Here is an 11,324-nt window from a genome sequence, read left to right on the forward strand (position 1 = left end):
CGCAAATTGGCGAGATCGGGCGCCGCGACGATCAGGATGTCGTCGGCCCCGATCAGCGCGCGCTTGGTCCAGCCCGACCATTGATGCGGCACGTCGAGCACGATGCAGGGCATCGAGGCGCGCAGCGTGTCGAAGATCGCATCGAAGGCGTCGGCGCCGAAGTCGTAGACCCGCTCCAGTGTCGCCGGGGCAGCCAGAAGGCTCAGGTGATCGGTGCATTTCGACAACAGGCGGTCGATGAAGGCGGTGTCGATACGGTCAGGCGAGAACACTGCATCGGCAATGCCCTGCGGCGGATCCTGGTTGTAGTCGAGACCGGCGGTGCCGAATGCGAGATCGAGGTCGGCGACCACCGAATCCATCGCCAGATCGCGTGCGATCGCCCAGGCGACGTTGTGGGCGATGGTGGAGGCGCCGACGCCGCCCTTGGCGCCGACCACGGCGACGATCCGCCCGACGGATTTCGCCTCGGGCGCCGAAAACAAATTGCAGATCGAGCGGACCACATCCAGCGTGTTGACCGGCGCGATCAGATAGTCGCTGACCCCGCGGCGCACCAGCTCGCGGTACAGCGCGACATCGTTGACGCGGCCGATCACCACCACGCGGGTGCCCGGATCGCACACGGTCGCGAGCTGATCAAGCTCGGTCAAAATGTTGCTGCGCGCGTCGGCTTCCAGCACGATCACGTTCGGCGTCGGCGCCGAGCGGTAGGCTTCCGCCGCGGCCGCCATGCCGCCCATCTGAATCTTCAGATGCGCCTTGCCGAGGCGGCGGTCCTCGCCGGCGGACTGCACCGCAGCCGCAGTTTCCACCGTCTCGCAGAACGCCTGCACGGAGACCCGCGGCGCCGGCGCGATGTGATCCTCGACCGGCGGCGGCGCCGTGGCCGGCTGCTCTTCGGTGGTCTGGCGCGCGTAACTGATCATTTGCCTGTGTCGCTGAGTTTGGCCTTGTCCGACTCCGGATAGGTCGTCGTGGTCGTGGTGCCTTTCCTGTATTTCTCGAAAGCTTCGCCGCGGCGCGGCGCGTAGGGCGGCGTTTCGGGCCGCGGCTGCACCAGGTCGGCGGGGTTGTCGACCATCGCGGCGATGTTGCGTTGATAGGCGCAGCCGAAATTGTAGTAGGGCTTGTTGTCGATGTAGCCCTTGTTCTTGATCGAGGGGCCGAGATCCTCCGGCCACAGGCCGCACGGGCCCGCCGTCGCCGATATTCTGGGATAGCTGAGGCGGATGGCGGGCATGTGCCGCGGGTCCTCCGGATGATAGCGGCGGACCACGACGCCGTTCGGCGGCACACCGGCGGCTGCGAGCAGCGACTGGATTTCGCGCATCGCATCGGCCGCCGGGCGGGCGTTCGGGGTGTCGACCGGCAGGTCCGCGTTGATCGCGCCGGTGCCCTCATGACCCCAGCGCTGCGCGAGCCCCATCACGTCGGCGCGCTGCTCGGCGGTCAGCCCGCCGCGGCCGCGGCCGATGAACACGACGATCGAAGTGTCGGCCTCCTGGATCGCGATCGGATGGCGCAGCCGGTAGTCGTCGGGAATGCTCGCGGTCGTCGCCACCTCGTCGGTATGGGTGCAGGCGCCGAGCACGAGCGTAAGGCCGGCAAGCGCGACGGCGGCGCGGATCGCGCTGACGCGGGCGGGGAAAGTCCTGGCTGTCATGGCTTGATATCCTTGCCCCGTCCTCAATCGGTGATGAAACCGTAGGTGCCGCGATAGTTGCGCCCCGGCTCGACGCGGCCCGGCGCGCCATAGATGCGATTGATGCTGCCGAGCAGGTCGGCCTGCGGGTCGGATGCCGCGGCAAAACCGTCGTCCGGACGCGACAGGTCCTTCTGCGCGACCGCGCGGACCACATAGGGCGTCACCAGCACCATCAGTTCGGTCTGGTTGTTGACGAAGTCGCGGCTGCGGAACAGCGAACCGAGCACCGGCAGCTGCGCGAGTCCCGGCAGGCCGTTGATGGCCTGCTTGGTCTGCTCCTGGATCAGGCCGGCCATTGCCATCGCGCCGCCGGAGGGAATTTCCAGCGTGGTCTCCGCGCGGCGGGTCTTGATCGAGGGGATGGTCACCGAATTCACCGACGAGGACGTCACGGACTGCGACAGCGTGAGGGCGTTGTCGTTGGACAATTCCGAGACTTCGGTCATCACCCGCAGGCTGATCCGGCCCTCGGTCAGCACCACCGGCGTGAAGTTCAGCGAGATGCCGAATTTCTTGAAATTGATTTGCAGCGTGCAGACGTGGGTGGTCGGGTCGCAGGCGTAGCCGGCCGGCACCGGGAACTCGCCGCCCGCGATGAAGGTCGCCGATTCGCCTGATATCGCGGTCAGGTTCGGCTCGGCCAACGTCCGCACCACGCCTGCGCTCTCCATCGCGCGAAGCGTCGCGGTCACCGACGGCGAGGCACCAAGGGATGTGGCGATCTCGTTGGTTCCGACCAGCGTGTGACCATTGGCCGTGAACGGATTGCTGTTGTTGAAGTTCACCACGGTGGTGCCGTAGTTGAGCTTGCCCGAGAGATCGATGCCCATCTGCTTGATGATCGAGCGCGCGACTTCGGCGACCGTGACCTTCAGCATGACCTGGTCGCGGCCGCGCACCGCGATCGAATTGACCACCTTGTCGGCGCCGCCGGCAAGGCGCGCGGCCATGTCGGCGGCCTGCTGCGCGTCGACCGGGCTCGACGCCGACCCGGTCAGGACGACGCCGTCGCCGAGGCCGTCGATCTGGATGTCGGCATTGGGCAACGCCTGCCGCAGCGCGGCGCGGATGCCGTTGAGGTCGCGCTTCACGGCGATGTCGTAGGCGGCGATCTGCGCGCCCGCGGCATCGAAGAACACGATGTTGGTCTGGCCCACCGCGGCGCCGATGATGTAGGCGCGCTGCGCCGAGCGCACGACCGCATTGGCGATCTTCGGATCGGCGACCAGCACGTCCTTGATGTCGCGCGGCAGGTCGATGACGATCGACTTGCCGATGCCGAGCGAGACGGATCGCGCATTGATCTGGCCCTCGGTCACGGGCGGCGCGGTCGGCCGATAGTCGGCCGCGGCGACCGGCAGCGCCGCCTTCAGGCTCAGCGCAACGATCGCCGAAAACGACAGCGCGCGGACGGCCATCCGCATCTTCGGCTGGTTGTCCCGGCGGATCATGTCGGGTGTCTTCATGTTCATCTCTGCGTCGTCGTCGTTGGGTTCGGAATGCCGTAGCGAACGATGTTGACGATGTAGGCGCGGCGGGAGGGCTGATCGTCCGAGCGGTCGTCCGAGGCGTTGAGGTCGCTGATGCTGCGCAGCGCCAGCGACAGCGTGCCGGCCTGCCGTGCGCGGGCCAGGATTTCGGCCTGCTCGGGTTTCAATTCCAGCGTGACGGTCTTGCCGACCACCACGTTCTGTCCGTCCTTTTCCTTCGGCGTCTGATCGATGGCGAGCACGCGGACGTTGGCGAGGATGATCGCGGAGATGATGATGTCGGGCAGCCCGCTGCGATCGGGGTTCTTCTCCCGCCGCGACAGGATGACGTCGACGCGGTCGTTCGGCAGGATGAAGCCGCCGGCGCCGGTTTCCGGCGAGATCTCGGTCGAGATCGCGCGCATGCCGCTCGGCAGGATCGCGGCCATGAAGCCCGAGCCGTCGCCCTTCACCAGCTTCTGCTCCAGGATCGGCTCGCCGGCGATGAAGGGGGCGCGCGCAATCGAGCCGGTCACCTGGGTATTGGCGTCCGGGCGCTCGCTGCGCCTGATCAGGCTGGAAGAGGCGGTACCGGCCGGCCAGGTCTGCCACTGCAGGTCATCCGGCCTGATCGACTGGCCGAGACCGATGTCGGATTTGGCAACGAGAACGTCGACCGTCGGAAGCGGTGCCGCGACCTGTTGCGGGGCAGGCTTCTCGTCGGATCCGCTCGCAAGATACGCGGCAACGCCCCCGGCACCGAGGGCGATGGTCAGGACCATGATACGTGCGGAATTCATACGCTTCACTTTCCACAAAACGCAGCGACGCTGCCGCCGCCGTGAGGTGGAGTTGAGCAGTTATTCGTCAAAGCATGGTTAATGAGGCGTATCTAAATCGCCTTAACCGTTGGTTTCCGCTCGGCAATGCGAAGGGCAGGCGTCGGATCGCCGGCGTTCACGGAGCAGCGAAGTGCAGGATGTCGACGGCGGCGATCCATTCGGTCTCCGGATAGATCATCAGCGCCCCGATCGCGAGCGCGATGCCGTAGGGAATGCCGCTCTCCTTGGCGTGCAGTCGCGAGAGCCAGCCCTGGGCCGCAAGCGCGTGGGGCAGCGGCCATTGCCGGAACTGCAGCAGCAATAGCGTCAGCGCGCCGCCGAACAGCGAGGCGTAGACCAGATAGTCGAGCAGATGCGCGAAACCGAACCACAGCGAGGCCGCGGCCGCGACCTTGGCGTCGCCGCCACCGACCCAGCCCATCGCGAAGCAGGCGAACGCGACGACGAGCACCGCGGCTCCGGCGCCGATATGGGTGAGGATGTCGTAAGCGGGCATACCGCTTGCGAGCGCCAGCGCGAGAAAGCCGGCAGCCAGCACCAGCGAGACGCGATTGGGGATCGTCATCGTGAGAAGGTCGCTCGCCGCAGCGAACGCCATCAAGGCGGGAAACAACACGAGGCGGACGACATCGAGAATCATGGGCTGATCGGGCACGTCCGGGATCGGGGTCTGGCCGCAAGCTTAAATCGCCAGTGGTGAACAATCGACCAACGCCAGACCGTTCTCCATGAACGACGTCGATGCGGGGCCGCTGCCACATTCTGCGGCATTCTCTCGATGGATCGTGCCGCGGGTTGGGCGAGGGCACCCAACGGTTGCGGTTACCAGATCGTTACGATCCGGCCCGCCAGCGTGACGAGCGCCAGCACAAGGGCAAGACAGACGAGCTCCGCAGGCGACTGGTGCCGCCGCGTTGCGGGCGCCTGCGCTCCGCCGGTCGCGACGGTTTCCGTGAAGATCTTACGCATACGAACAGCCTTACCGCTGACACGACAAAGGGCCCCGGACTGTGCCGGGGCCCTCGACATCCGCCGAAGGCGGATTGGCAGCTTACTTCAGCGAGGTCGAGATCGAGCCGAACTTCGTGGAGAGCGCGGTGCCGACGCCGTTGACGGCGGTGATGATGGCGACCGCGATGCCGGCGGCGATCAGGCCGTATTCGATGGCGGTGGCGCCCGACTCATCCTTGACGAAGCGCGAAACCAGCTTGTTCATTGCAAAACTCCTGTGCACGTGGCTGTCGAACTTGGGTTTGGTCTCGCCGGCGTTCTCAGCACCGTGACCATGGCGAAAACCCTAAAAGCCCGACAATTGCAGCGCAGTTAATTCGTTCGGAGAAACATCGCCTCAAACGCCACTTATTGAGCAGAGTAAATCGGCCGTTAAGCACGGCGACATAATTTTAGAAATGGCCATCGCGGGCGTGCGCGCCGGCGGTGAGCGCGTCGTTCGGCATGCTGCGATTTCACTGCTCTTTAAGCGCCAAGGAGTAGCGCTGCTCTGATCAATTTCCGCAGCGAGGCGACCATGTCCAATTTGCCGCTCGAAGTTCTCACGATGCTCGGGCAAACGATCATGAAGGTTGTCCCGATCACGATCGTGCTGGCGGTCGTCTTTTCGGTGCTCACGCATTTCTGGGCCTGCAATCCGACCGGGCCGTGGTGGCGCAAGCGCGAGCTCGTCACCGATCTTTGCTATTGGTTCTTCGTGCCGGTGTTCGCGCGCGTCTTCCGCATCGGCCTGCTTGTGATCGGCGCCGGCGTGGTGTTCAACATTCGCGAGGCCGATGACCTGATCGCGTTCTATGATAATGGCCACGGTCCGCTGTCGGAGCTGCCGCTGTGGGTGCAGGCCACCCTGTTTCTGGTGCTGTCGGACTTCATGCTGTACTGGCTGCATCGGCTGTTTCATGGCGGCGGCTTCTGGAAGTATCACGCCATCCATCACTCGTCGGAAGATCTGGAGTGGATTTCGGCGGCGCGATTCCATCCGGTCAACCTGCTGCTCGGGACCATCGCCGTCGACGTCATCCTGCTGATGGCAGGCATCTCGCCCAACATCATGCTGTGGGTCGGCCCGTTCACGACCTTCCACTCGGCCTTCGTACACGCCAATCTCAACTGGACGCTCGGGCCGTTCAAATACGTGCTGGCGACTCCGGTGTTCCATCGCTGGCACCACACCGCGATGGAGGTCGGCGGCAACACTAATTTCGCCGGCACATTTCCGCTGTGGGACATCCTGTTCGGCACCTTCCGCATGCCGGAGAACGCGCTTCCCGATCATTACTGCGCCGATGACGGCGCGATCCCGCACCAGATCGGCGGACAGCTCATCTATCCGTTCCGCCAATAGGATGGCTTGGCGCGGTGGCGACGGCGTCATTCATTCGCGGATTGTTTACCAGTTCGCATCACACTCGCCCGCGTCGGGCGCCGGCCCGGCTGCGTATCGCGAAGGCCGGCTTGTCAATGCCCCGGAGTAAGTCATGTCTTTGGTCCCGCCGCGCCCGCTTCGCCTCGCCCTCGGTTCGCTCGCCCTTGGTCTGTTGTTCTGGCCGCTCGCGGTGCCCGCCGAGCCCAATGTCGTCGCCGTCAATGTCGATCAGGCCAAGCTCGTCAAGCTGCCGGCGCGCGTTGCCACCATCGTGGTCGGCAATCCGATGATCGCGGACGTGACGCTGCAGCCCGGTGGCGTCGTGGTCGTGACCGGCAAGGGCTACGGCGCGACCAACTTCATCGCGATGGACCGCGGCGGCGAAATTTTGGTGGACCGCCTGATCCAGGTCGAAGGGCCGAGCGAACAGCTCGTCACCGTCTATCGCGGCGTCGAGCGCGAGACCTATAGCTGCATGCCGATGTGCCAGCGGCGGATGACGCTGGGCGACGGCGATCACTATTTTGGCTCCGTGGTCCAGCAGGCCGGTGCACTGAACGGCCAGGCGAGCGCCGCGGCCAGCGGCACGACTGCGAGCAAGAGCAACTGATACCAACGGTGTTTTGGTATCAGAGGGCGCGGTTCGCCGCCGACCGGGCGTATCGCGGCAGAACGGTTAGCGTCGCCTTAATCCGCAGGACTTTCGCGGACGTGACGGGCGAAACACTTCCACAATCTCTTCCCGCTAGTTTTCGGAAGCGAGAGGTCCGCTGCTTTCCGGAAATGCCTGATGTCGCCGCCCAAACACCAACACTCCCTCGGGAAAATACTGCGCCGGTTCCGGCATAATCGCCGCGGCTCGGCCGCGGTGCAGTTTGCCATCGTGGCCCCACTGTTCTTCGGGCTGTTGTTTGCAATTATCGAGGTCGCGCTGATGTTCTTCGCGGGCCAGGTGCTTGAGACCGTCACGCAGAACTCGGCGCGCATGATCCTGACCGGCCAGGCGCAGAACGGATCCTACACCCAGTCCCAGTTCGCAAATTACGTCTGCACCCAGGTCCCCGCCTCGTTCTTCGACTGCAGCAGCATCTATATCGACGTGGAAAGCTGGTCGTCCGCCTCGAGCGTCAACATCGCCAACCAGATCGACAGCAGCAAGAACTTCATCAACAACATGCAATACAACCCGGGCGGCCCCGGCTCCCTGGTCGTGGTCCGTCTGTTCTACCAGTGGCCCACCTTCGTCACGGGGTTTGGCTTCAACCTCGCCAATCTCTCCAATAACAAGGTGTTGCTGCAGGCAACCGCCGTGTTCAAGAATGAACCGTATTAGGAATCATCAGATGAAAGCGCTGGCGAAAAACTGGCTTCGCATGCTCGCCGATCGCCGCGGCCTGGCGGCGACGGAGTTTGCCTTCATCATGCCGGTCATGCTGGTGATGTTCTTCGGCACGGTGGAGTTTTCGTCCGGTGTCGCGGTCGATCGCAAGGTGACGCTGATGGCGCGCACGCTGTCCGACCTGACGTCGCAATCGACGTCGGTGACGGACGCCGACATCGCCAACTTCTTCCTGGCGTCGAACTGGATCATGTGGCCGTATTCGACGTCTGCGCCGAACCCCAATCCCGTGGCACCTCTGAGCGGTACGATCACCGAGCTCTATGTCGATCCGACCACGCTGCAGGCGCGGGTGCAGTGGAGCAAGGGCACCGCGCCGCGCACCACGTCCGCGGTGGTCGCGATCCCGAGCGCGCTGGCGGTGGCCGGGACTTATCTGATCTACAGCGAGGTCTCCTACAACTACGTGCCGACGGTCGGCTACGTAATGGCGAAGGCCGGCATCACGCTGAGCGATTTCGCCTACACCCGTCCGCGCCAGTCGACCTGCGTGCTCCTCAACGCGACAACGGGCTCCTGCCCGACCTCGTGACGCCGGGGCTGGCGCGATGATTTCTGGTGAGCCGGCCTGTCCACAAAAGCCCATGTCGTGCGTGCCGGGGCGACGGCGTCAAACATGACGAATGTCGACCACAAATAAAAAAGGCCGCACGCCCGCGGCCTCTTAGCTTTAGTGCTCTGCCAGTTCTAGCTTGCAGTCCGGATGAGGATCGGTCCGGGCGCGGCCCGGATCATCCTCAGTTCGCGGCGCGCAAATTGTCGGCCGACGACTTGCCCGAGCGACGATCGGCCACGATCTCATAGGAGATCTTCTGGCCCTCACGCAATGTACCGAGGCCCGCGCGCTCGACGGCGCTGATATGAACAAACACGTCGTTTCCGCCATCATCCGGCTGGATGAAGCCGTAACCCTTGGTCGCGTTAAACCACTTCACTGTTCCCATGCTCACGGGATAGTCCCTTCTCAGATAGACAAGTCGTAACCCACTCGCGTGGGCTGGTGAGATCGAATTTTTGGAAGGGTCGTCAGCGTCTAAACCGGCTGTACCGGTGGATAGCTAATGTCGTCCGGCCGAAAATCGATTACGGTTTATATTATGCGAAACGAGGCCCCAAAACAATCCTGAGGTGCAGTTTTTTTGCCAATAAGGCCCCCGCCGCGCACGACATGGTCCTGTCATGCGCGGACTTCCCTAACCAATCCTTGAGACACCTGCTAGCGGCGGCGAAACTGGCCGCCGCGCTGGGGACCGCCGCGCGGTGGGGCGCCCGCGGAGGCCGGACGCTCGTCTTTGTGGCGAAAAATGAGCCGTCCCTTTTCCAGATCGTAAGGTGACATTTCGATGGTCACCCGATCGCCGGCCAGCGTCTTGATCCGGTTCTTCTTCATCTTGCCGGCCGTATAGGCAACGATTTCGTGGCCGGCATCGAGTTGGACGCGATAGCGTGCGTCGGGGAGGATTTCGGTGACCAGTCCTTCGAACTGGATCAGTTCTTCTTTAGCCATGGGCTCTCTCAAGGTCGATTTTGACGGCTAGCGGGGCTGCTGGCGGCGGTTGCGGTGGTTGTTCGGGCGGCTCTCGCGATGCAAAAATGCAACGCCTTGGATTCCCTCGGACTTTCCGCCGCCATGTGATGCGCGGCGCGGCTCCTGACGATTGATTTGCTGAGCGTTATTATTAGCACCGGAACGGCGGCGGCGGCGAGGGCCTTTCGACGCCTGCACCGATTCATTTCCGCGCGCCGCATGTGGCCTGTGATGAGGGGTCGCAACCGTATCGCGATGGCTTGGCTCGCGATGGCCCGGCTCACGCGCCGTACGCCGGTCTTCGCGGGGCAGCGCGATGCGGATCAGCCGCTCGATGTTGCGCAGATAGCCCATTTCTTCCGCCCCTGCGATCAGCGAGATCGCCGTGCCCTCGGCGCCGGCACGCGCGGTGCGCCCGATCCGATGCACATAGGTTTCGGGAACATTGGGGAGGTCGAAATTGACCACATGGCTGATGCCGTCGACATCGATGCCGCGCGCGGCGATGTCGGTGGCGATGAGGGTGCGGATCTCGCCGGACCGGAACGCGGCCAGCACGCGCTCGCGATGATTTTGCGACTTGTTGCCATGAATGGCGTTGGACGCAATGCCCGCTTTCGCAAGGCCCTTCACGACTTTGTCGGCGCCATGCTTGGTGCGGGTGAAGACCAGTGCTCGCTCGATCGGCTCCTGCTTCAGGAGCTCGGCGAGATGCGTCGCCTTGGCCGCGTGGTCGACCTGGATGATGCGCTGGGTGATGCGCTCGGCGGTCGATGAGACCGGTGTCACGGCGACACGGGCGGGATCCTGCAGCATCTGCGAGGCGAGCTCGGCAATGTCCTTCGGCATCGTCGCCGAGAAGAACAAGGTTTGGCGTTTTGCCGGCAGCTTTGCGACGATTTTGCGGATGTCGTTGATGAAGCCCATGTCGAGCATGCGGTCGGCCTCGTCGAGCACGAGGAATTCGACCTGGCCGAGCTTCAGCGCGTTGCTCTGAACGAGATCGATCAGCCGGCCTGGGGTGGCGACCAAAATCTCGACGCCGCCCATCAGGGCGCGCACCTGGCGTCCCATCGGTACGCCGCCGATGGCGAGAGCCGAGGTCACGCCGATGTGGCGGCCATAGGCGTTAAAACTGTCGAGGATCTGTCCCGACAATTCGCGGGTCGGGCTCAGCACGACGACGCGGCAGGTTTTTGACGGCACCTTCGTCCGCCGCTCGAGCAGGCGATGCAGAATGGGAAGCGCAAAAGCTGCGGTTTTGCCGGTGCCGGTCTGCGCGATGCCGATGACGTCGCGCCCTTCGAGCGCAAACGGAATGGTCTGGGCCTGGATCGGGGTGGGCGTCTGATAGCCTTCCTCGCGAAGCGCACGCGTGATGGCGTCGGCGAGGCCGAAATCCTGAAAGGAGGTCAAAAGATGGATCTTTCCATGAGGCAGTTCAGCCGCTGCGGCTCGAATGCCGAAGCGGACGAAACATCAAGAACGCCCGCGTGCCGGGGGCGTCGTTTTGCTGGGTGATAGGGGCAAGCCAGAAACCCTGCATTCGCGGGCTTAAGAACACGCGGCTCGCATCGACCGGATGATTCCCTCGGTCCTGCCGCCGATATGGAACACCATCGCGGCGCTTTCAAGGTCAATCTGGAGAATACGCTGCGATCATGAAGAATTTCGCGAGATCGCCAATTTCTCGCCAAGATTGACGCCGCCGCACCCGAGCATCCAGTGCCAGAAAATTAGACATTCGGCTAATATTGCACAATAAATAGACTTTTTGCCGAGAAAGCATACAGTTTCGCTGATGAGGAAATAGGCACCAACGCTACGCGGCATCGCCAAAATCCGGGAAATTCCCGAATTAGATCATCAGCTTGCCGCGCCTGCGGCCGATGGCATGGTTCTTGCGATTCCCTTAACGCAGGCGGCCGTGGGGCCGTTTCGCAGCGTTCAACGCCTGCGTCAGGGAGATGACACCTCATGCTTAACTCGATCAATCACGAT

Annotated in this window: 14 protein-coding genes; 4 read left to right on the plus strand and 10 right to left on the minus strand. The window is 63.6% G+C overall.

Translation table 11 applies throughout. The features are described from left to right. From JOZ76_RS07880 to JOZ76_RS07910, 7 genes are all read right to left on the minus strand, one after another. A partial coding sequence (locus JOZ76_RS07880; protein ID WP_291698066.1) for an AAA family ATPase occupies nucleotides 1-929 on the minus strand: 929 nt, incomplete at its 3' end. Further along, nucleotides 926-1,666: a CpaD family pilus assembly protein gene (locus JOZ76_RS07885; protein ID WP_291698067.1), complete on the minus strand. Its 741-nt coding sequence runs from the start codon at nucleotides 1,664-1,666 to the stop codon at nucleotides 926-928. The genes JOZ76_RS07880 and JOZ76_RS07885, both read right to left, overlap by 4 nt. A 23-nt stretch (nucleotides 1,667-1,689) precedes the next feature. Continuing rightward, nucleotides 1,690-3,174 carry a type II and III secretion system protein family protein gene (locus JOZ76_RS07890; RefSeq protein ID WP_291698068.1) on the minus strand — a complete coding sequence of 495 codons (1,485 nt, stop codon included), beginning with the start codon at nucleotides 3,172-3,174 and terminating at the stop codon, nucleotides 1,690-1,692. A gap of 2 nt (nucleotides 3,175-3,176) precedes the next feature. Then, nucleotides 3,177-3,977, minus strand: a complete 801-nt coding sequence (cpaB, locus tag JOZ76_RS07895; protein ID WP_291698069.1) for a Flp pilus assembly protein CpaB — start codon at nucleotides 3,975-3,977, stop codon at nucleotides 3,177-3,179. 157 nt (nucleotides 3,978-4,134) lie between these two features. Then, the gene (locus tag JOZ76_RS07900) at nucleotides 4,135-4,659 is read right to left on the minus strand and encodes an A24 family peptidase (RefSeq protein WP_291698077.1); all 525 of its coding nucleotides are present in this window, start codon (nucleotides 4,657-4,659) and stop codon (nucleotides 4,135-4,137) included. 182 nt (nucleotides 4,660-4,841) lie between these two features. Then, complete coding sequence (locus JOZ76_RS07905) at nucleotides 4,842-4,988, minus strand: hypothetical protein (protein WP_291698070.1); 147 nt, start codon at nucleotides 4,986-4,988, stop codon at nucleotides 4,842-4,844. Between the two features lie 82 nt (nucleotides 4,989-5,070). Next, on the minus strand, nucleotides 5,071-5,235 hold the full coding sequence (locus tag JOZ76_RS07910; protein ID WP_291698071.1) for a Flp family type IVb pilin: 165 nt from the start codon (nucleotides 5,233-5,235) through the stop codon (nucleotides 5,071-5,073). Nucleotides 5,236-5,547: 312 nt separating this feature from the next. Between JOZ76_RS07910 and JOZ76_RS07915 the strand changes: the two genes are divergently transcribed. The 4 genes from JOZ76_RS07915 (at nucleotide 5,548) to JOZ76_RS07930 (ending at nucleotide 8,327) form a co-directional block, all read left to right on the plus strand. Next, nucleotides 5,548-6,375 carry a sterol desaturase family protein gene (locus JOZ76_RS07915; protein ID WP_291698072.1) on the plus strand — a complete coding sequence of 276 codons (828 nt, stop codon included), beginning with the start codon at nucleotides 5,548-5,550 and terminating at the stop codon, nucleotides 6,373-6,375. Between the two features lie 133 nt (nucleotides 6,376-6,508). After that, entirely contained in the window at nucleotides 6,509-7,006 is a 498-nt protein-coding gene (locus JOZ76_RS07920) for a pilus assembly protein N-terminal domain-containing protein (protein ID WP_441299995.1), read from the plus strand. Nucleotides 7,007-7,186: 180 nt separating this feature from the next. Beyond that, nucleotides 7,187-7,729 (plus strand): TadE/TadG family type IV pilus assembly protein, encoded by a 543-nt coding sequence (locus JOZ76_RS07925; protein WP_291698073.1) that lies wholly within the window; start codon nucleotides 7,187-7,189, stop codon nucleotides 7,727-7,729. A gap of 10 nt (nucleotides 7,730-7,739) precedes the next feature. Beyond that, nucleotides 7,740-8,327 carry a TadE/TadG family type IV pilus assembly protein gene (locus tag JOZ76_RS07930; RefSeq protein WP_291698074.1) on the plus strand — a complete coding sequence of 196 codons (588 nt, stop codon included), beginning with the start codon at nucleotides 7,740-7,742 and terminating at the stop codon, nucleotides 8,325-8,327. Between the two features lie 205 nt (nucleotides 8,328-8,532). Here the strand turns inward: JOZ76_RS07930 and JOZ76_RS07935 are convergent, their stop codons facing one another. The 3 genes from JOZ76_RS07935 to JOZ76_RS07945 all read right to left on the minus strand — a co-directional run bounded on the left by JOZ76_RS07935 (nucleotide 8,533) and on the right by JOZ76_RS07945 (nucleotide 10,739). After that, nucleotides 8,533-8,745: a cold-shock protein gene (locus tag JOZ76_RS07935; RefSeq protein ID WP_006612155.1), complete on the minus strand. Its 213-nt coding sequence runs from the start codon at nucleotides 8,743-8,745 to the stop codon at nucleotides 8,533-8,535. Nucleotides 8,746-9,011: 266 nt separating this feature from the next. Then, a complete protein-coding gene (infA, locus tag JOZ76_RS07940; RefSeq protein WP_291698075.1) occupies nucleotides 9,012-9,302 on the minus strand; it encodes a translation initiation factor IF-1 in 291 nt (96 codons plus the stop codon). Between the two features lie 27 nt (nucleotides 9,303-9,329). After that, nucleotides 9,330-10,739 carry a DEAD/DEAH box helicase gene (locus tag JOZ76_RS07945; RefSeq protein ID WP_291698076.1) on the minus strand — a complete coding sequence of 470 codons (1,410 nt, stop codon included), beginning with the start codon at nucleotides 10,737-10,739 and terminating at the stop codon, nucleotides 9,330-9,332. Between the last annotated feature and the right edge of the window lie 585 nt (nucleotides 10,740-11,324).

This window comes from Bradyrhizobium sp. (genome assembly GCF_019244115.1).
In the GTDB taxonomy this organism is placed as follows: Bacteria; Pseudomonadota; Alphaproteobacteria; order Rhizobiales; family Xanthobacteraceae; genus Bradyrhizobium.

Excerpts from the sequence above, each read along its gene's own strand:
- JOZ76_RS07885 (WP_291698067.1), bottom strand. The coding sequence starts at position 1,666 with ATGACAGCCAGGACTTTCCCCGCCCGCGTCAGCGCGATCCGCGCCGCC.
- JOZ76_RS07890 (WP_291698068.1), bottom strand. The coding sequence starts at position 3,174 with ATGAAGACACCCGACATGATCCGCCGGGACAACCAGCCGAAGATGCGG.
- cpaB (WP_291698069.1), bottom strand. The coding sequence starts at position 3,977 with ATGAATTCCGCACGTATCATGGTCCTGACCATCGCCCTCGGTGCCGGG.
- JOZ76_RS07900 (WP_291698077.1), bottom strand. The coding sequence starts at position 4,659 with ATGATTCTCGATGTCGTCCGCCTCGTGTTGTTTCCCGCCTTGATGGCG.
- JOZ76_RS07905 (WP_291698070.1), bottom strand. The coding sequence starts at position 4,988 with ATGCGTAAGATCTTCACGGAAACCGTCGCGACCGGCGGAGCGCAGGCG.
- JOZ76_RS07910 (WP_291698071.1), bottom strand. The coding sequence starts at position 5,235 with ATGAACAAGCTGGTTTCGCGCTTCGTCAAGGATGAGTCGGGCGCCACC.
- JOZ76_RS07915 (WP_291698072.1), top strand. The coding sequence starts at position 5,548 with ATGTCCAATTTGCCGCTCGAAGTTCTCACGATGCTCGGGCAAACGATC.
- JOZ76_RS07920 (WP_441299995.1), top strand. The coding sequence starts at position 6,509 with ATGTCTTTGGTCCCGCCGCGCCCGCTTCGCCTCGCCCTCGGTTCGCTC.
- JOZ76_RS07925 (WP_291698073.1), top strand. The coding sequence starts at position 7,187 with ATGTCGCCGCCCAAACACCAACACTCCCTCGGGAAAATACTGCGCCGG.
- JOZ76_RS07930 (WP_291698074.1), top strand. The coding sequence starts at position 7,740 with ATGAAAGCGCTGGCGAAAAACTGGCTTCGCATGCTCGCCGATCGCCGC.
- infA (WP_291698075.1), bottom strand. The coding sequence starts at position 9,302 with ATGGCTAAAGAAGAACTGATCCAGTTCGAAGGACTGGTCACCGAAATC.